General features: G+C 68.0%; 19 protein-coding genes and 1 tRNA gene. 13 read left to right on the forward strand and 7 right to left on the reverse strand.

What is annotated here, in order from left to right:
- Positions 1 to 70 precede the first annotated feature (70 nt).
- Positions 71 to 349, reverse strand: coding sequence for a hypothetical protein (locus SM754_RS02775; RefSeq protein WP_323674687.1), 279 nt, complete (start codon positions 347 to 349; stop codon positions 71 to 73).
- A 163-nt stretch (positions 350 to 512) separates the two neighbouring features.
- Between SM754_RS02775 and SM754_RS02780 the strand changes: the two genes are divergently transcribed.
- Both SM754_RS02780 and SM754_RS02785 read left to right on the forward strand, forming a co-directional pair.
- Entirely contained in the window at positions 513 to 1,955 is a 1,443-nt protein-coding gene (locus SM754_RS02780; RefSeq protein ID WP_501993746.1) for an MATE family efflux transporter, read from the forward strand.
- Between the two features lie 50 nt (positions 1,956 to 2,005).
- Positions 2,006 to 2,078, forward strand: a tRNA-Arg gene (locus SM754_RS02785).
- Positions 2,079 to 2,305: 227 nt separating this feature from the next.
- On the opposite strand, the gene SM754_RS02790 is transcribed toward SM754_RS02785, so the two are convergent.
- Together SM754_RS02790 and SM754_RS02795 are read right to left on the reverse strand one after the other, a co-directional pair.
- Positions 2,306 to 3,331 carry a DUF7961 domain-containing protein gene (locus SM754_RS02790; protein WP_323674689.1) on the reverse strand — a complete coding sequence of 342 codons (1,026 nt, stop codon included), beginning with the start codon at positions 3,329 to 3,331 and terminating at the stop codon, positions 2,306 to 2,308.
- 380 nt (positions 3,332 to 3,711) lie between these two features.
- The gene (locus SM754_RS02795) at positions 3,712 to 4,638 is read right to left on the reverse strand and encodes an EamA family transporter (protein ID WP_501993747.1); all 927 of its coding nucleotides are present in this window, start codon (positions 4,636 to 4,638) and stop codon (positions 3,712 to 3,714) included.
- A gap of 291 nt (positions 4,639 to 4,929) precedes the next feature.
- Between SM754_RS02795 and SM754_RS02800 the strand changes: the two genes are divergently transcribed.
- From SM754_RS02800 to SM754_RS02810, 3 genes are all read left to right on the forward strand, one after another.
- On the forward strand, positions 4,930 to 5,961 hold the full coding sequence (locus SM754_RS02800; protein WP_323674691.1) for a hypothetical protein: 1,032 nt from the start codon (positions 4,930 to 4,932) through the stop codon (positions 5,959 to 5,961).
- A 445-nt stretch (positions 5,962 to 6,406) separates the two neighbouring features.
- Positions 6,407 to 7,078: a helix-turn-helix domain-containing protein gene (locus SM754_RS02805; protein ID WP_323674692.1), complete on the forward strand. Its 672-nt coding sequence runs from the start codon at positions 6,407 to 6,409 to the stop codon at positions 7,076 to 7,078.
- Positions 7,079 to 7,254: 176 nt separating this feature from the next.
- A complete protein-coding gene (locus SM754_RS02810) occupies positions 7,255 to 7,563 on the forward strand; it encodes a CHY zinc finger protein (protein WP_501993748.1) in 309 nt (102 codons plus the stop codon).
- Here SM754_RS02810 and SM754_RS02815 read toward each other — a convergent pair.
- Positions 7,548 to 7,718, reverse strand: coding sequence for a hypothetical protein (locus tag SM754_RS02815; protein WP_323674694.1), 171 nt, complete (start codon positions 7,716 to 7,718; stop codon positions 7,548 to 7,550). The genes SM754_RS02810 and SM754_RS02815 overlap by 16 nt on opposite strands.
- Positions 7,719 to 7,764: 46 nt before the next feature.
- Here SM754_RS02815 and SM754_RS02820 point away from each other — a divergent pair, with 46 nt between their 5' ends.
- Positions 7,765 to 8,544, forward strand: a complete 780-nt coding sequence (locus SM754_RS02820) for a hypothetical protein (RefSeq protein ID WP_323674695.1) — start codon at positions 7,765 to 7,767, stop codon at positions 8,542 to 8,544.
- Positions 8,545 to 8,600: 56 nt separating this feature from the next.
- Here the strand turns inward: SM754_RS02820 and SM754_RS02825 are convergent, their stop codons facing one another.
- Positions 8,601 to 9,098: a deoxyuridine 5'-triphosphate nucleotidohydrolase gene (locus SM754_RS02825; protein ID WP_323674696.1), complete on the reverse strand. Its 498-nt coding sequence runs from the start codon at positions 9,096 to 9,098 to the stop codon at positions 8,601 to 8,603.
- Positions 9,099 to 9,184: 86 nt separating this feature from the next.
- Positions 9,185 to 9,460: a hypothetical protein gene (locus tag SM754_RS02830; RefSeq protein WP_323674697.1), complete on the reverse strand. Its 276-nt coding sequence runs from the start codon at positions 9,458 to 9,460 to the stop codon at positions 9,185 to 9,187.
- A gap of 278 nt (positions 9,461 to 9,738) precedes the next feature.
- Between SM754_RS02830 and SM754_RS02835 the strand changes: the two genes are divergently transcribed.
- The 7 genes from SM754_RS02835 to SM754_RS02865 all read left to right on the forward strand — a co-directional run bounded on the left by SM754_RS02835 (position 9,739) and on the right by SM754_RS02865 (position 15,730).
- Positions 9,739 to 11,715: an aconitate hydratase gene (locus SM754_RS02835; protein ID WP_323674698.1), complete on the forward strand. Its 1,977-nt coding sequence runs from the start codon at positions 9,739 to 9,741 to the stop codon at positions 11,713 to 11,715.
- Positions 11,716 to 11,887: 172 nt separating this feature from the next.
- Complete coding sequence (locus SM754_RS02840; RefSeq protein ID WP_323674699.1) at positions 11,888 to 12,499, forward strand: TetR/AcrR family transcriptional regulator; 612 nt, start codon at positions 11,888 to 11,890, stop codon at positions 12,497 to 12,499.
- Positions 12,496 to 13,536, forward strand: coding sequence for a proline racemase family protein (locus SM754_RS02845; RefSeq protein ID WP_323674700.1), 1,041 nt, complete (start codon positions 12,496 to 12,498; stop codon positions 13,534 to 13,536). Before SM754_RS02840 ends, SM754_RS02845 begins: the two co-directional genes overlap by 4 nt.
- A 69-nt stretch (positions 13,537 to 13,605) precedes the next feature.
- On the forward strand, positions 13,606 to 14,112 hold the full coding sequence (locus tag SM754_RS02850; RefSeq protein WP_323674701.1) for an HPP family protein: 507 nt from the start codon (positions 13,606 to 13,608) through the stop codon (positions 14,110 to 14,112).
- Positions 14,113 to 14,138: 26 nt separating this feature from the next.
- On the forward strand, positions 14,139 to 14,711 hold the full coding sequence (gene rimI, locus SM754_RS02855) for a ribosomal protein S18-alanine N-acetyltransferase (RefSeq protein WP_323674702.1): 573 nt from the start codon (positions 14,139 to 14,141) through the stop codon (positions 14,709 to 14,711).
- Positions 14,712 to 14,767: 56 nt separating this feature from the next.
- A complete protein-coding gene (locus SM754_RS02860; protein WP_323674703.1) occupies positions 14,768 to 15,292 on the forward strand; it encodes a DUF5810 domain-containing protein in 525 nt (174 codons plus the stop codon).
- 24 nt (positions 15,293 to 15,316) lie between these two features.
- Positions 15,317 to 15,730: a DUF5809 family protein gene (locus SM754_RS02865; protein WP_323674704.1), complete on the forward strand. Its 414-nt coding sequence runs from the start codon at positions 15,317 to 15,319 to the stop codon at positions 15,728 to 15,730.
- A 26-nt stretch (positions 15,731 to 15,756) separates the two neighbouring features.
- Here SM754_RS02865 and hisH read toward each other — a convergent pair whose 3' ends face one another.
- Positions 15,757 to 16,428, reverse strand: a complete 672-nt coding sequence (hisH, locus tag SM754_RS02870; RefSeq protein ID WP_323674705.1) for an imidazole glycerol phosphate synthase subunit HisH — start codon at positions 16,426 to 16,428, stop codon at positions 15,757 to 15,759.
- Positions 16,429 to 16,621 lie beyond the last annotated feature (193 nt).

Below are 16,621 nucleotides of genomic sequence, written 5' to 3' on the forward strand. Positions count from 1 at the left end.
CTCGAAGCTCTCGATTCTCTCCGCGAGTCGACCACTACCCGGCATCGATTCGCTCCGCGTCGATACGCCCCTAGCGTCCCGTCACTTCCTCGAACCCGACGTCGACGGGTAGTCCGGTGACGACGAGCGCCGCGTACGCCGTCATCGCCACAGCGAGCCCCAGTAGCATCCAGCCCGCGAGCGCTCGCTGACCGTTCCCCGACCGCACCCACGTCGCGGCACGATACCAGAGGGCGACAGCGGTGAACGGCGCAGCGTACGGGAGCAGGTACGAGACGGCGCTCAGGAGGACGGACCCGGCGAGCACGCCAATCGGCCCGCCGCCCCGATAAGCACCGAAAACTGACATGTTTGCTTCGTCTTCGTCCTCGGGCAAATAGCTGCTGCTCGCGGCGTGCTCGTCTCGCGCTCGCCGAAACGTATCAACAGGTTCAAGCGCTCAGTTTTCGTTTCGAAACGTAGTGAGTTCCTCCAGCGACGACACCATCACGGAGGGCGGGCTCGTCCGACCGATGATCCGGTTGGCGTGGCCCATCGTCACCATTCAACTCCTCCAAGTCGCCTACAACGTCGCCGACACGTTCTGGCTCGGCCGCTTCAGCGCCGACGCCGTCGGCGCGATGAGCATCGGATTCCCGATCATCTTCCTCCTCATCAGCGTCGCCGGCGGATTCACCGCCGCCGGCGCCATCCTCGTCGCCCAGTACACGGGCGCCGAGAGCGAAGGGTCCGCCGGCACCGTCGCCGGCCAGACGCTCGGGTTCGTCACCCTCCTCGCACTCGCGCTCTCCGCACTCGGCTACCTCTTCACCAGCGACCTCCTCGCACTCCTCCCCAGTCAGGCCGACACCACCGCCGACGTCATCCCGCTCGCCGCCGCGTACATGGAGGTGTTCTTCCTCGGCCTCCCCTTCCTCTTCGGGTTCTTCGTGTTCTCCGCGCTCATGCGCGGCTACGGCGACACCCGCACGCCGATGCGCGTCATGTTCCTCTCCGTCGCCCTCAACGTCGTCCTCGACCCCATCCTCATCTTCGGGTGGGACACCGCCCTCATCCCGGGCCTGGGCATCCGCGGGGCCGCCCTCGCAACCATCATCTCCCGTGGCGCCGCCAGCGCCCTCGGCATCTACGTCCTCTTCTTCACGCACAAAGGCCCCGACGTCGCCATCGCCGACCTCCGCCTCAAGCTCGAGCACGTCAAGGAGATAACGCGCATCGGCGTCCCCTCCGCGCTCGAACAGTCAGCGAGCGCCGCCGCGATGCTCACCCTCACCGCGATGGTCGTCACGTTCGCCCCAGCCGTCGTCGCCGCGTACGGCCTCGGGAACCGCCTCGTCTCCGTCATCTTCCTCCCCGCCATGGGCCTCGGGCGAGCGACGAACACCATGGTCGGCCAGAACCTCGGCGCCGACCAAGCCGACCGCGCCGAACGCGCCGTCTGGATCGCCGCGAAAGCCAGCGCCGGCGTCATGGTCGTCGCCGCCATCGTCGCCGCCGTCTTCCCCGAACCCATCGTCGGCGTCTTCATGGCGACCGGCACCGACCGAGCCGCCGAAACCGTCGCCCTCGGCAGCGAGTACCTCCGCATCAGGAGCGTCGAGTTCGCGTTCATCGGCGTCCTCCAGGTCCTCCTCGGCGCGTTCCGCGGCGCCGGCGACACCAAGACCGCCATGGGATTCTCCATCGTCGCCCTCTGGATCGGCCGCGTCCCCACCGTCGCCTACCTCGCCCTCGGCATCATCACCCTCGGCCCACTCACCATCCCACTCCTCGACATCTCCGTCGGCCCACTCGTCATCCAAGCCCTCGACATGGGCCCCGACGGCATCTGGATCGGCATGGCTCTCGGCAACATCCTCGGCGCCATCACCGCCGCCGCCTACTTCACCCGCGGCACCTGGAAGCACACCGTCATCGACGACGGCGCAGGGACCAGCTCAGCCGGCGACGAATAACCCGCCACGAACGCAACCGTTTTACACTCCAGCACGAAAGCAAAGAGCGAGGGCCCGTAGCTCAGTGGACAGAGTGCGTGGTTCCGGACCACGATGTCGCGGGTTCAAATCCCGTCGGGTCCGTTCGGACTCACTTCGCTCGTCCTCGCTCCCCCGACGTAGTCCAACTCGCTCCCTGCGGTCGCTCGCGGGACTCCCGTCGGGTCCGTTTCTCGGTGCGCAACACGACGAGCGTAGCGGAGAGGACGACATGCTGTAGCGCCAGTGGATTCTCCGAGGTTCAAGCGAATCCGTCCTGAGAATGCGGGTGAGTGACTCGACGCGTTCCAGCGGTCTTGGGTAGTTCCGAATCAGTTCTCGGATTCTGCGAAGTCGAGTTGGGTTGCGTCGTAGGTGTAGCGCTTGATGTCGCTGTTTCGGCAGTGGGAGAGGTAGCCCTCGGGGTCGACGTTCTCGTCCTCGAGTTGCCCGAGGTAGACGACGTCGACGCTCATCGCGTCGCCGTCGATGGAGGTCTCGACGACGAGCACCGTATTCGGGTCGTCGTGGCTCGTCTTGTAGACGTGGTCCCCGGGGACGTAGGGATGGGGCGCAAATTCGAGGTTGCTGTGCTTGTAGGTGTAGCGTTTGATGTCCTGATCCGAGCAGTACGACGCGAGGATGGCGGGATGGTACTCTCGCCACGTCCCGGGGCCTGCATCCAGCGCGCTCGGGAACGCGACTTTGACCGCTTCCCCCTGGAATGTCTGGCCGTAGATTCCAGCTTCCATCTCGGGCGGCAACACCTCGATGACGACTCCCACGGAGGGGTCATCGTCGTCGGCTCTGACGACCCTGTCACCGGGCTTGAACGGGTTCTGTGGCTTCTGGTTCATGTGGGCCGTGTTCGGCCCGAGATCGAGCAGTTCGTTCATTGGCCGGGCAGCGAGGTGGTCGAGCTTGTCGGGCTCCTCACCGGAGAAGTTCGCCTGGGATTCGGCCTTCGACTTCAGCGTCTCCAATCGCTCCCACCCCAGGAGGATCAGGCTGTCCTCGTTGTCGCGATGCCAGACCATCACGACGATATCGTCGTCCGGGTCGGCCTCCAAGAGCGACTCGGGCAGGAACGCCGAGACGTCTCGGGAGGTCTTCACGTCTACTTCGTACCCGAAGACCTCGAAGTCGTACTTCGAGAAGCTCTCCGGGTCGCAGTGCCGGAGCGACTCTTCGTTCTTCCACTCCCACAGTTCGACGGGGAGGTATTCGCGACAGAATTGCTCGAACGCCAGCTCGCCGAGATTCCCGATTCGCTTGACCTTCAGGTCATCCGCGCCTTGAACGACTGCTTGGTGGTGCGCTCGTTCCTTGTCGAACTCATCTGGCGTATACCTGTACACGATTCCAGGGTCGACCAGACTCCAAATGAACCTTCGCGTCGACGACTCTTTTCTCTCCCGAGTTCGGTCGTTTCTCCTGTTTGGTTTTCATGCTGTGGGAACCTGCTGTTGATTAAATATTATGCTGTGGTAATCGGAAAATGGGGGATTCCAATGGAAGCAACAGTTCCGCTGCTGGTAGCGCTGCTCGGTTTCGGCTTGGCCGTCGTTCCGGGGGCGGTTCTCGGACTACGGTGGTTGTTGATTCGTTCCGACGAGGGGCCGTCGGGTGACGAGCGGCCGACGCCGAAGCGACCGAACCACCCGGGTCGACGGATTCCCGGGAGTCACTGAGGGGTCGTCAGGGAGTCGGTTCTCGGTGTGGCGTGGCGTCCGGTCTGTCACAGTCCGGCGGCGTCGAGGAGCGCTGGCCCGCTGGTGACGAGCGCGGCGCCGAGGACGACGAGGAGGACGCCGGCGAGGACGCCTCTGGTGACGCGTTCGAGGTCGCGGATCCAGATGGCGGAGAACGCGACGGTGAAGAGTGGGGCGGTGGCGACGAGCGGGTCGACGACGGCGATGCGGCCGTCGGGGGCGGCGAGTGCGGTGAACATGCTGAGGAGGGCGACGGCGGTGATGGTGCCGCTGGCGGCGAACACGAGGTACGTCCTGGGTGGTTTGTGGAGGACGTCGCGGCGGCCGGTGGCGGCGAGGAAGGTTGCGAGGGCGAGGAGCGCGGCGAGTTCGTTGACGGCGACGGCTTCGAGCGCGCTGGCGTCGCCGAGCTGGAGGCCGTATCGGCGCGCGACGTTCCCGACGGCGAACGCGGCTGCTGCGGCGAGCGGGACGAGGAGGTCGCGGGGCTGCCAGCCTTCGATGTCGCCACCTTTGGCGACGGCGAGGACGGCGAGGCCGGCGACGAGGACGGCGATACCGACCGCGGTCGGGAGCGAGAGCGGTTCGCCAATGAAGCCGACGGCGAGCGCGGTCGCGAACAGGGGGCGAGCGGAGAGAACGGCGCTGGAGATGCTGGCGCCGACCCGTTGGTTACCGGCGAAGATGGCGATGCGGCCGAGCGCGGTGCCGGTTGCGCCGGCGAACACGAACACGGCGAAGGTCTCGACCGAGACGCCCTCGAACGGTGCGGGTTCGAGGAGAGCGATGGCGGCGAGGTAGATTGTGGAGTCCACGAGGACGACGACGAGCGACGCCTGGAGCGGCGTGCCACCATTGGAGAGTGCACGTTTCTCGATGACGGGCGTGAACCCCCAGAGGACGGCGGGGACGAGTGCGAGCGCGACGACCGAAAGCGGTGCGGAGAGCGCCAGCGGTGTGGAGAGCGCCGGTAGTGCGGAGAGTGTCGATAGCGCGGAGAGCGCCTGCAGTGCAGAGAGTGCCACGCGTGGTGGTGTGCGCGGGAGCTGTATAACCGAAGGGGAAGCGGGAATCCGGACGAGTGCGAGGGCTTCCAACGAAGGTCTCGTCTCGCTTCGCTGTCGAGCGCGAGTGGGCGCGGCGTCGGATGGACGCGGCGTCGAGTGGGCGCGGCGCCGGGCGGGCGTGTAGGTCGCGCACGGCCGCTAGCCACTTACCGGAGTGTCACGTACTCTCACGACTGTATGACGGAGCTGTCGCGAGCGGGGCGGGAGCGACTCGCCGCGATTAGAGGGGCCGGGTCGCTCTCCGCGCTCTGCGACGTGGTCGGTGCGGGCGACGAGCACGAGGCGTACTTCGAGGCGAAGGACGCCTGGCGCCTGCTCCGCGGCCGCGAACTCGACGCCGTCGACGATGACGTCGAGGCCGACCGTCGGATACCGGGTGCGACGGTTCGCGTCGGCGAACGCCCCGTGCACGTCCACGGTATCACGCACGCTGACACGACCGCGGAGCGAGAGTACCTCCGCGAGCGCGTCCAGCGCGTTCTCGACGCCGGCGACGTGGTGTACTGCGAGCAGGGTATCCGCGGGCTGTACTTCCGTGACGTCCCCGGCGTGTGCGCGATGGACGATTACCGGTGGGCGCTCCGCGAGTGCCGGCGTCGAGGTCTCGAAACCCACGTCGACGGCGACCCGTTCGACTCGCTCACCGAGGACGTGAACGAACTCGCCTCGCAGTTCCGGGAGGCCGCGTTCGCGCTCGTCGACGCCAGCAGTGACCGGTTCGGTCGACGGTTCGAGCGCGCGGTCGGGACCGTCGCGAGCGAGTTCTTCCGGAGTCACGCCGACCACGCCACCGGCTCGGACTTCGCGTCGTTCCGACTGCGCGAACGCGCCGCCGAGGACCCGAGCGCGCTCTGGCGCCTCCAGCGATACTACGAGTGCGCGTTCCTCCCGCAGCCGCTCGAACGCGAGTGGCTGCGACGCCACGACCCGGAACTCGAACTCGTGACCCACGCCCGGAACGCGCGGATGGCGGACTACGTCGTCCATCACGCCGACGGCACGACGTCGAGCGGTTCGAGCGGTCAGAGTGGTGACTCGGAGAGGGGCGATTCGAGCGAGGGGGGAAGCGAACCGGCGGCGGGGCGTTCGGGGTTCGGTGACGTCCATCTCGTCGTCGGTGCGGCACATCAGCCCGGCGTCCGGTACTACCTGGAGCGGTACCGCGACGGCGACCGGACCGTCGGGCCGTTCGACGTCGTCCTCGGATGACGCGTGTCCGCGACGACCGCACGCTCACTGGGGGAGGCGTTCGGTCCGACGGGGTACTGTCGTCGTGGAATCCCATCGAAAACGGAGGGTGGAAGGGCCGTGCTCGCGCGCACCCGACCACGACCGGTCGACCGCGTGAACGGTCGCCGAACGGAACGGTGATGCCCTTTCTGGAGTGGGGATGGAAAGCACCGGAACGACCGAGAGAGTCGCTCTCGGTGCCTCAAAGCGGAGTCTATCGGTTCTGTCATTTCACGGTCGAGGTCGAACGTTCGGGTTCCGGCAGCACTTGCATTCACCGACGACGGCCCAGAAACCCGCTCGGACCTGTATATGCAGGCAGTGTCGATATAATGTGGCGGATTAGAAACGTGAATGGATTTGAAGACCTTGATTGATACGGGGGAATATACGATGTACATGTCGACACCTGCGCAGGCATAGGATGTTCGTACAGTTCCATCTCGACTCCGACGTCCTGACAACCGCACTCGAGCACGCGCCGGGGACGCAAGTCGCGGTCCAGCACCTCGACTCGTCGTCCTCGGTACCACTACGGAGTGTCTTCTGGGCCTCGGAGGGTAACTTCGAGGCCTTCGAGACGGGACTCGGAGTCGACGAGACCATCACCGACTGGCGGTTGGTCGCGGAGAACGGCGACGAACGCCTCTACCGCGTGCACTACGCGCCCGACCAGCCCGACGTCGACATCTACAACGCGGCTATCGACGCCGACGGCGTCTTCCTCAAGGGAGAGACGGACGGCGACGGCTGGACGGTGAAGATGCTGTACCCGAGCCGGGACGCGTTCAACGTGTTCCGCGAAGCGTGCGCGGCGGTCGACCTGAACGTGGACGTCGACTCGATATACAGCAAGCCGTTCTCGGGGTCCGGCGACGATATCGCGCTCACGGACCCGCAGCGTGATCTGTTGACGCGCGCGGTCCAGGTCGGGTACTTCGACATCCCGCGAGAGACGACGCTCCAGGAGCTCGGCCAGCAGATGAACATCTCCGGGCAGGCCGCTTCGGAACGCCTGCGTCGAGGGATGGAGACGCTCATCCGGGAGACCGTGACGGAGGAGGCGCTCGCCGAGGAAGAGAACAACAACACGTAGACGTCCGCCGCTCGGAACCAAGAGACATGGACGAGGACGTGACCGTGCCGTCGACCGCCGACGACACGCCACCACCGTCCGGTAATCGAGACGACCGTGATACCGACGTCGAGCGATGCGACCGCGATAGCGGCGTCGAGCGGGCGACCGGTCGGCGTACCGTCGGTGACCGCGAGGTGTTCGGCGTCGCCGTGGGTCCGGCGACGCGGTGCGCGCACTACGACACCGACCGCGACGTCGTCGCGATACGGTTCGCGTGCTGCGAGCGGTTCTATCCCTGCCACGCGTGTCACGACGCGGTCGCGGACCACGAGGCGACCCAGTGGCCGCGCGAGCGGTTCGAGGAGCTAGCGGTGCTCTGCGGCGCGTGCGCCACCGGTCTATCCGTCGCGACGTACCTCGACTGCGAGCACGCGTGTCCGGAGTGCGGGCACGCGTTCAATCCCGGCTGCGCGGCGCACGCCGACCGCTACTTCGACGTGTAGCGCTCCCTGTCGTCGACCCTCGGGGCGTCGAGGACGCTGGCGACGAGCAGTACGCGTCCTTCGACGCGACCGGGTGCGTCGCGATCTCCGGGACGAGCGACACGAACGTCGTCGGCACGCGTCCGCGAGTCGACGCCGTGGTCGACGACGCCCACGGACCAAAAAGGTCGTAACCACCCCCATGCTAGGCTCGGACAACTGATGACCGGCTCCACGCACGCTCGCGTCGCTCTCGCGCTCGTCCTCGCCGTCTCCCTCGCCGGGTGCGGGGCCACGAACCTCCCGTTCCTCGGCGACGACCCCGCCGAGGACGGGCAAGCCGAGGCCATCGCCGCCGACGCCGTCTCCGAGATGCAGTCGGTGTCCGCGTACAACTTCACGACGACGCAGATCGTCTCGTTCGGCCAGAACGAGGTCAACATGACCGCCGACGGGACCGTGAACCACACGAGCGAACGGCTCTACATGGACGTCGCCGAGTCCGTGCTGACGAACACCACGCGCTCGAAGGAGTTCACCGAGGTGTACGTCGTCGACGACACCCGCTGCTGGAAGGACTCCAGCACGGAGTCGGGATGGAACTCGACGACCGTCTCCGGCGTCTGGAACCAGGGGCTCTCGGTCGACTCGCAGGCCGCACTCCTGAACGCGACCGGCACCAGCGCGGTCCTCCGCGAGAACCAGACGGTGCGCGGCGAGACCGCGTACGTCGTCGAGATCGCTCCGAACGTGAACGCCCTCAAGGAGGCCGTCGCGAACGACTCCACGGTCGACCTCACCGAAGTCACCGTCCGGAACGCGACCATCACGCAGTACGTCTCCCAGGACGACCGCCGGCTCCTCCGGACGACGATGCACGTCACGTTCGTCCAGCAGGGTCGCAAGACGACCGTCGACCTGGAGATGAACTACGACGACTACGACGACGTCGGCCAGATCACGATTCCGGAAACCGAGGACGACGGCCCAGTCTGTCCCTGAGCGCGCCGGCCATCGAGCACCCCGCTCTCCGCGCGTCCACTTCTCGCGCCCGTCGGTCAGAGGTTCTCGCCCTGGTAGGTGCCGTCGTACTCGCCGTCGTGTTCCGCCTCCGCGAGCACGAGCTGCGCGATACGCGCCCCCTCGACGAGCTCCACGTCGTGATGCACCTGCAGCAGGCCCTCGCCCTTCCCCGTGTAGCCCGCGTCCCAGACCGCGGTGTTCAGCATGCACGAGTTCCGCATGAGCGACGACCGCGGGTACACGAACCCGACGTGGCCCTCCGGGATGGAGATGGTCTCGCCGTACCGGACGACGTAGGACCCCTCTTCGAGGTAGTACGTGCCGGCGTCGTCGTCCAACTCGCCAGCTCCGGTCCCGACCTGCTCGGGTTCGCGTACCTGGCGCTCGCCGATCTCCTTCCCGTCGAGGCCGATGCGGCCCGGTTCGCGCTGCTCGAACACCGCGTCGAGCGTGAGGTCGACGCCGTTTGGCTGCGTCTGGTCCTCGCGCGTCGGTTCCACGTGCGATGCCACGAACGACCCAGCTCTGTACATGCCCGGGAGAATCCAGCGGAGTGGAATGTAGTTTGCGAGATGCGCCGACGACGCTCAGGCCGCTCGCCCACCGCGTCGGTCGTCGATCAGCGGTCGAGGAGGTGCGGGTAGTTCACGTACAGCCAGCCGTGGCCGACCGCGCAGACGGTGACGAACGCGATCCCGACGAGCGTCGGGAGTGTGATGCCTCGGCCGGTCGCCCGCAACTGATTGTCCGGCGCCGACCCGTCGCTCACCCACGCCGGGTCGCCGAACAGGAGCGGGGCGAGGACGAACGCGTACGCGAGCGTCCCGAGGACGATGGCGGCGCCGAGTCCGGCGAGGTAGAACCGAACCGACACGCCCGGTGTGCTCTCCGTCATCTACCCCCAGCGGTTCACGACCGTCCGGAATCAATCTTGCGTCGACGCGACCCCGCGTTCGACCCTTCGAACCGACCGCTCTCGGCGGGAGTGTCGACTCGAACCAGTCGGTTCGGACACGCGACCGACCCCACTCCTCTCCCGCGCACGAGGTGAACGCGCGTCCACTTCCCCGGCAAGATTCGCACGAATCGAGGGGCGGCGACCGCGGTTCTGCATGGTTTTCCCCCATCTATCTCGCGGGTTTTAAGGTCGGCCGCCGCGGACCTTTGGACGCTATGGGACAGACACTTACCGAGAAAATCCTCAGCGATCACCTCGTTGAGGGCGAACTCGAGACCGGCGAGGAGATCGGGATCGAGATCGACCAGGTCCTCACGCAGGACACCACGGGGACGATGGTCTGGCTCCAGTTCGAGGCGATGGGACTGGACGAGGTCCAGACGGAGATCGCGGCGCAGTACTGCGACCACCAGACGTACCAGTTCGACTTCAAGAACACGGACGACCACCGCTTCCTCCGCTCCGCGGCAGGCACCTACGGTGCGCACTTCTCGCGCCCCGGGAACGGTATCTGTCACAACGTCCACAAGGAGAACTTCGCCGCACCCGGCAAGACGATGCTCGGGTCGGACTCGCACACGCCCACGCCCGGTGGGCTCGGCGAGCTCGCGATCGGTGCCGGCGGCATCGACGTCACGGTCGCCATGGGTGGCGCGCCGTACTACATCGAGATGCCGGAGGTCGTGAACGTCCGCCTCGAGGGCGAGCTGCCCGCGTGGGCGACCGCGAAGGACGTCATCCTCGAGATGCTCCGACGCCTCACCGTCAAGGGCGGCGTCGGGAAGGTACTGGAGTACACGGGTCCCGGCGTGGAGACCCTCTCCGTCCCCGAGCGAACCACGATCACGAACATGGGCACCGAGCTCGGTGCGACGTCCTCCATCTTCCCGACCGACGAGAAGACGAAGGACTACCTCGCGCGCCAGGACCGCGAGGGGGACTACGTCGAGATCGGCCCCGACGAGGACGCCGACTACGACGACGAGATCGTCGTGGACCTCTCCGACATCGAGCCGCTCATCGCGGAGCCGTCGATGCCGGACAACATCGTCCCCGTCCGCGAGGTCGAGGGCGTCGACGTCAGCCAGGTCATGATCGGGTCCTGTACGAACGGTGCGTACAGCGACATCCTCCCGTCCGCGAAGATGCTCGAGGGCCGCGAGGTCGACATGAAGACCGAGATGATCGTCGCGCCCGGGAGCAAGCAGGCGAGCGAGATGCTCGCGCGCGACGGCTGGGTCGCCGAGATGATGGCCGCCGGCGTGAACTTCTCCGAGGCGACGTGCGGGGCGTGTATCGGTATCGGGCACGTGCCCGCGTCCGACTCCGTCTCGCTGCGGACGTTCAACCGGAACTTCGAGGGCCGGTCGGGTATCGACGACGACTCCGTCTACCTGTGCTCGCCGGAGGTCGCCACCGCGGCGGCCATCAAGGGCGAGATCGTCGACCCGCGCGACCTCGCCGACGAACTCGGCGACCTCGAGGACCCCGGCTTCGAGCTCCCCGACACGTACGACGGCTCGAAGACGGACCTCATCGCGCCCGACGAGGCCGTCGACGACGAGCTCGTGAAGGGCCCGAACATCAAGGACGTCCCGCTGAAGGACGAGCTCGACGCCGAGCTCTCCGGTGAGAACCTCCTGCACATGGGGGACAACATCACGACCGACCACATCACGCCCGCGAACGCGGACGCCCTGATGTACCGGTCGAACATCCCGGAGTACGCGAAGTTCACCCTGACTCGCATCGACGAGACGTTCCCCGAGCGCGCCGAGGCCGCCGACGGTGGCGTCCTCGTCGCCGGCGAGAACTACGGGCAGGGTTCGAGCCGCGAGCACGCGGCGATGTGCCCGATGTACCTCGGTATCGACGCGGTGTTCGCGCAGAGCTTCGCGCGCATCCACAAGGCGAACCTGTTCAACTTCGGTATCGTGCCGTTCCGCATCGACGCGGACGCCTACGAGCAGATCGAGCAGGGCGACGAGCTCTCCGTGGTCGACGACATCCGTGACGGCGTCGAGTCCGGCCAGGAGGAGTTCACGGTCAGCGTGAACGGCGACTGGGAGTTCACGGCGACCCTGGACGCGTCCCAGCGCGAGCGCGACATGCTCGCCGTCGGCGGGAAGCTCCCGTGGACGAAGCAGCGCGCCGGCGACGGCGGTAGCGGCGCGACGCCCGCGGACGACTGAGCGGTCGCGACACGCGATATCTCTCCTCTCTCTTTCGGTGACGACGAGCGACCGGTGCCTTCCTCGACGCGGTAGCTGTCGGGTTCTCGACGGGGTAGCTGTCGGTTCCTCGACGCGGTGGTCGTCGTGGCGGCGGGAAGCTTCAAGCCCGTCGACTGACTAGTCGGTCAGTATGAGTGAGACGAGCGCGACGGACGAGACGCCCGAGGCGAGACAGCAGATCATGCGCGGGACGTTCGAGGCGCTGTGCGAGCGCGGGTACGCGGACCTCCGCATGGTCGACATCGCGGACCGCACGGACCTCTCGAAGTCGACGCTGCACTATCACTTCGACTCGAAGCACGACCTCCTCGTGGCGTTCCTGGAGTTCCTCTACGAGGACTTCGAGTCCGACCTCGCGGAGGTCGCGGGCGCCGACCCCGGCGAGCGCTTGCGCGAGGTCGTCCGCACCGCGTACCACGCGGACGACGACGGCCGCGAGGAGCTCCGCGTGGCGATCCTCGAGATCGAGAGTCAGGCGCCGTACGACACCGCGTTCCAGCACCAGCTCAGGCGATTCGACCGGTTGCTGCACGACGTCGTCCGGTCGAACGTCGAGGAGGGCAAGGAGGTCGGGCAGTTCCGGCAGGACGTCGACGCGGACGCCGTCGCGACGTTCGTCACCACCGCGATCACGGGCGCACACAACCGCCGCGTGAGTCTGGGCGTGGACACGAGCGACGTCGAGACGATGCTCCTCGATTATCTCGACGAACGCCTGCTCGAGGACGAGTCGGGCGCATGAACTGGGACGCGGCCCTCCCCGAAGACTGGGCGCGAGTCGAGACGGTGGACGCGCACGCCGCCGGCGAGCCGCTTCGCGTCGTCGTCGACGGCCTCCCGTCGCTCGACGGTGACACCATCCTCGACCGGCGACGGGACATGCAGGCGAACCACGACGACCTGCGGACCGCGCTCGTGCTCGAACCGCGCGGGCACGCCGACATGTACGGCGCCGTCCTCACCGACCCGGTATCGGTCGAGGGGGACGTCGGCGTGCTGTTCACGCACAACGACGGATACAGCACGATGTGCGGGCACGGCATCGTCGCGCTCGCCGTCGTCCTCGTCGAGACCGGGATGATCGACGCGGCGCCGCCGGAGACGACGATCGGGTTCGACACGCCCGCGGGCCTGGTGACCGCGACCGCGACGGTCGAACGCGACGAGGGGCGCGACCGGGTCGCCTCGGTGTCGTTCGAGAACGTCCCGTCGTTCGTGCACGCGCTCGACGAGACCGTCGACGTCCCCGGCTACGGGAGCGTCTCGTTCGACCTCGCGTACGGCGGTGCGTTCTACGCGTACTGCGACGTCGAGGCGTTCGACCTCGACCTGACGCCGGGGGACGCCGACGAACTCCGCCGCGCTGGGATGGCGGTCAAGCGCGCGGTCGCGGACGAAATCGACCTCCAGCATCCGAAGGCCGACGACCTCGAGTACGTCTACGGCACCATCTTCCGCGGACCGGCTCGCGGCGACGACGCCGACACCCGGAACGTCTGCGTGTTCGCGGACGGCCAGATAGACCGGTCGCCGACCGGGACGGGCGTCAGCGGTCGACTCGCCGTCCAGCACGCCCGCGGTGCGCTCGACGTCGGCGACGCGTTCGTCGTCGAGAGCATCCTCGGGACGACGTTCACCGGCGAGGTCGTCGCGTCGACGACCGTCGGCGACCGGCCGGCGGTCGTCCCGCGCGTCACGGGGACCGCGCACGTCACGGGCCGCAGCGAGTTCGTCCGCGACCCCGCGGACCCGCTCCGGGACGGCTTCCGCGTGGACTGAACCGACTCCAAGGTGACGAGTCGACCGAGAGCGTCACGCTGAAACCCTCGCGTGCGCTCGGATGCCGCAATGACGGCGGGGTCCGTCGGGGCGCGGACGCTCGAACTGGCGCGGAGCGCTCGCGCCGGCGTCCTCCTGCTCGTGTCGACCGTCGCGGCGTTCCTCTCCGGCGTCCCGCTCGTGTTCCCGAGCCTCGGCCCGTCCGCGTACGTGCTCGCGACCGCCGACGACCCGCCGAGCGGGCGCGTCGTCCTCGGCGGGCACGCGGTCGGCGTCGCCGCGGGCGCGGTCGCGTACCACGGGCTCGCGGGCGGGCACGTCGTCACCACCGCGGTGCCGCCGGGCGCGCTCGCGACGGTCCGCCTCGGGGTCGCGGGCGCGCTCGCCGTGGCCGCCACCACGTTCGGGATGCGCGCCCTCGGCGTCTCGCACGCGCCAGCGTGCGCGACGACGCTCATCGTCTCGCTCGGCCTCCTCACGACCGCGCTCCAGCTCGCCGGGGTCGTCGCGTCCGTCGGCGCACTCCTCGCCGCCGACGCCGCTATCGGCCGCCTCGGCGAGCGTCCCGAGAATTGATACGCGAGCGCGCTCAATCGACGGCCGTGACGACGACCGCTCCCCTCCCCGACGACGGCGCGTCGCGGGTCCGACCCGCGGAGCGCGCGGACCTCCTCGCCATCTACCGCATCGAGAAGGCGTCGTTCCCGCAGCCGTGGCCGTACGAGGTCTTCGACCGGTTCCTCGACGAACCCGGGTTTCTCGTCGCCGCGGAGGGCGACGCGGTCGTCGGGTACGTCGTCGCCGACGTCGTCCCGAACCACGGCCGGGCGTTCGGCCACGTCAAGGACCTCGCGGTCCACCCCGAGCGCCGCGGGCAGGGGTACGGTCGACGGCTGCTCGCGCACGCACTGACGCGGCTCGCGGAGGGCGACGCGACGAGCGTGAAGCTCGAGGTCCGCGAAGGCAACGACGCCGCCATCCACCTCTACGAGGACTTCGGGTTCCAGACGCTCCGGCGCGTCCACGCGTACTACGACGACGGCACGGACGCGTTCGTCATGGTGCGCGGCCTCGACGACTGGGGGCGGCGTGACAGGGACTACGGCGCGAGCGACGGGGACGACGACGGGAGCGACGCGAGCACCGGTGCCGGCTCGGGCGGCGGCTGGTTCTGAGGCGGGTCGCGTCGAGTCCCGAACCCATTTGTCCGCGTAGCGCGTGCGTCGACTCGATGGCGTACCGTTGCCCGGTGTGCGACAACCCCGAGACCGACGCGGAGCACCTCGCCAACCACCTCGCGTTCACCGCGGTCATCCGCGGTGACGACCACGAGTCGTGGCTCGACGAGCACGTCCCCGAGTGGGGCGACGACGACCCGGACTCGCTCGCGCCGAAAGTCGCAGAGGCGGTTCCGGCCGTCGAGGTCCCCGAGCTCGACGACGGCGACGAGAGCGCCGGTCACGACCACGGCGCGAGACTGGAGGACGAGCTCGCCCAGCAGGGCGGGCATCGCGGCCCGGGCGCGACTGGGACGCACGACGCGGCCGGTGCGAGCGGTGCCTCAGCTGGCGGTCGCGGCGACCTCACCGAGGACGCCGCCGGCGTGATGCAGGAGGCGCGGGAACTCACCGAGAAGATGTACGGCCTCGACGACGAGGGCGATGAGTCCACGGACGGCGACGCGGACGGCGATGCAGACGCGGCCGCGGCCGACGACGCGGACACGGTTGACGACGCTGGGAGCGAAAGCGAGTAGTTCTCGACGCGGGAACGCTCTCGCATGGACGTCGAAGGGACGCTGTCGCCCGAGACCGAGGCCGAGGTGCGCGAGGCGTACGACTCCGTCGGGCCGACCGCGCAACTCGTCGTGAAGGAGGTCGCGAAGACGATGGCGTTCGACCGCGAGGAGTACCGCGAGCGCGTCACCGGCGAGGTCGTCGAGACCGCGCGCGACGTGCTGTTCGCCGCGGAACTCGAGGTCCGCGTCGGGTCACGCGACGAGTACGAGGCGTGGCGCGAGGACTTCGAGGGGGACGTCGTCGAGCGCGGGAGCGAGAACGTCGACTCTGTCGCGTGGCACGTCGCGCCGTTCGCCGAGCGAGCGGTCGCGGCGACGTTCCAGGACGAACGCGACGCCGCGGTCGTGACGCTCCGCCGGCAGGCGTACGGCGAGATATACAAGGAGCGGTTCTGAGTGGGTGCGCGTCCGCGAGAGTCGTCTCAGGCGTCGACGCAGAGCTCGACGAAGTTCCGGAGGATACGCAGCCCGGTCTCGCCGGACTTCTCGGGGTGGAACTGGGTGCCGAAGACGGTGCCGTCCTCGTTGGCGACGACGCTCGCGAAGTCGCCCCCGTAGTCGGTCGTGGCGACGACGGCGTCGTCGTCGTCCGGGACGGCGTAGTACGAGTGCACGAAGTACGCGTGCTCGCCGTCGACCCCCTCGACGAGCGGGTGCTCGCGTTGGACGTCGAGCTCGTTCCAGCCCATGTGGGGGACGGTGAGGTCGGCGGCGAAGCGCTCGTTCGTCCCCGGGACGAGGTCGAGGCCCTTCGCGTCGCCCTGCCCGGCGGTCTCGGCCTCCTCGCTCGACGTGAGCAGCATCTGCATGCCGAGACAGATACCGAACAGGGGAGTGTCCGACGCGGCGACCTCGCGGAGGGCGTCGCGGAACGGCCCGGCGTTCTCCATGCCTTCGCCGAACGCGCCGACGCCCGGGAGGACGACGCCGTCCGCGTCGTGGATGACGTCGACGTCGTCGGTGATGGTGACGGCGGCACCGGCGCGTTCGAGGCCGCGCGTGACGCTCCGGAGGTTGCCGAGGCCGTAGTCGACGACGGCGACGTCGGCGACGGCGGCGTCCGTGCGGTCTGCGCTCGCGGACTGCTGGCTCATACGGCAGTGTCGACGCCGCCGACCAATACGGGTTTCCCATCCGGCCCCATCTGCCGTGACGCCGCCGCTGAGATACCGATGGATATCACCAAGCCGGGCGTTTGAAGTGCGTGCTTCGGATACCTGTCTCCACTCGGGTTCGTTCTGCCCCATCTGAACCCTCTCCAGTTATTTACGTTAGATAATAAACCTA

This window comes from Halorubellus amylolyticus (genome assembly GCF_034808145.1).
Classification (GTDB): Archaea; Halobacteriota; Halobacteria; order Halobacteriales; family Natrialbaceae; genus Halorubellus.

Bases quoted from the DNA above. Each gene is read 5' to 3' on its own strand.
- SM754_RS02775 (WP_323674687.1), bottom strand. From the start codon at position 349: ATGTCAGTTTTCGGTGCTTATCGGGGCGGCGGGCCGATTGGCGTGCTC.
- SM754_RS02780 (WP_501993746.1), top strand. From the start codon at position 513: ATGATCCGGTTGGCGTGGCCCATCGTCACCATTCAACTCCTCCAAGTC.
- SM754_RS02800 (WP_323674691.1), top strand. From the start codon at position 4,930: ATGACGGAGCTGTCGCGAGCGGGGCGGGAGCGACTCGCCGCGATTAGA.
- SM754_RS02805 (WP_323674692.1), top strand. From the start codon at position 6,407: ATGTTCGTACAGTTCCATCTCGACTCCGACGTCCTGACAACCGCACTC.
- SM754_RS02820 (WP_323674695.1), top strand. From the start codon at position 7,765: ATGACCGGCTCCACGCACGCTCGCGTCGCTCTCGCGCTCGTCCTCGCC.
- SM754_RS02825 (WP_323674696.1), bottom strand. From the start codon at position 9,098: ATGTACAGAGCTGGGTCGTTCGTGGCATCGCACGTGGAACCGACGCGC.
- SM754_RS02830 (WP_323674697.1), bottom strand. From the start codon at position 9,460: ATGACGGAGAGCACACCGGGCGTGTCGGTTCGGTTCTACCTCGCCGGA.
- SM754_RS02835 (WP_323674698.1), top strand. From the start codon at position 9,739: ATGGGACAGACACTTACCGAGAAAATCCTCAGCGATCACCTCGTTGAG.
- SM754_RS02840 (WP_323674699.1), top strand. From the start codon at position 11,888: ATGAGTGAGACGAGCGCGACGGACGAGACGCCCGAGGCGAGACAGCAG.
- SM754_RS02845 (WP_323674700.1), top strand. From the start codon at position 12,496: ATGAACTGGGACGCGGCCCTCCCCGAAGACTGGGCGCGAGTCGAGACG.
- SM754_RS02850 (WP_323674701.1), top strand. From the start codon at position 13,606: ATGACGGCGGGGTCCGTCGGGGCGCGGACGCTCGAACTGGCGCGGAGC.
- SM754_RS02860 (WP_323674703.1), top strand. From the start codon at position 14,768: ATGGCGTACCGTTGCCCGGTGTGCGACAACCCCGAGACCGACGCGGAG.
- SM754_RS02865 (WP_323674704.1), top strand. From the start codon at position 15,317: ATGGACGTCGAAGGGACGCTGTCGCCCGAGACCGAGGCCGAGGTGCGC.
- hisH (WP_323674705.1), bottom strand. From the start codon at position 16,428: ATGAGCCAGCAGTCCGCGAGCGCAGACCGCACGGACGCCGCCGTCGCC.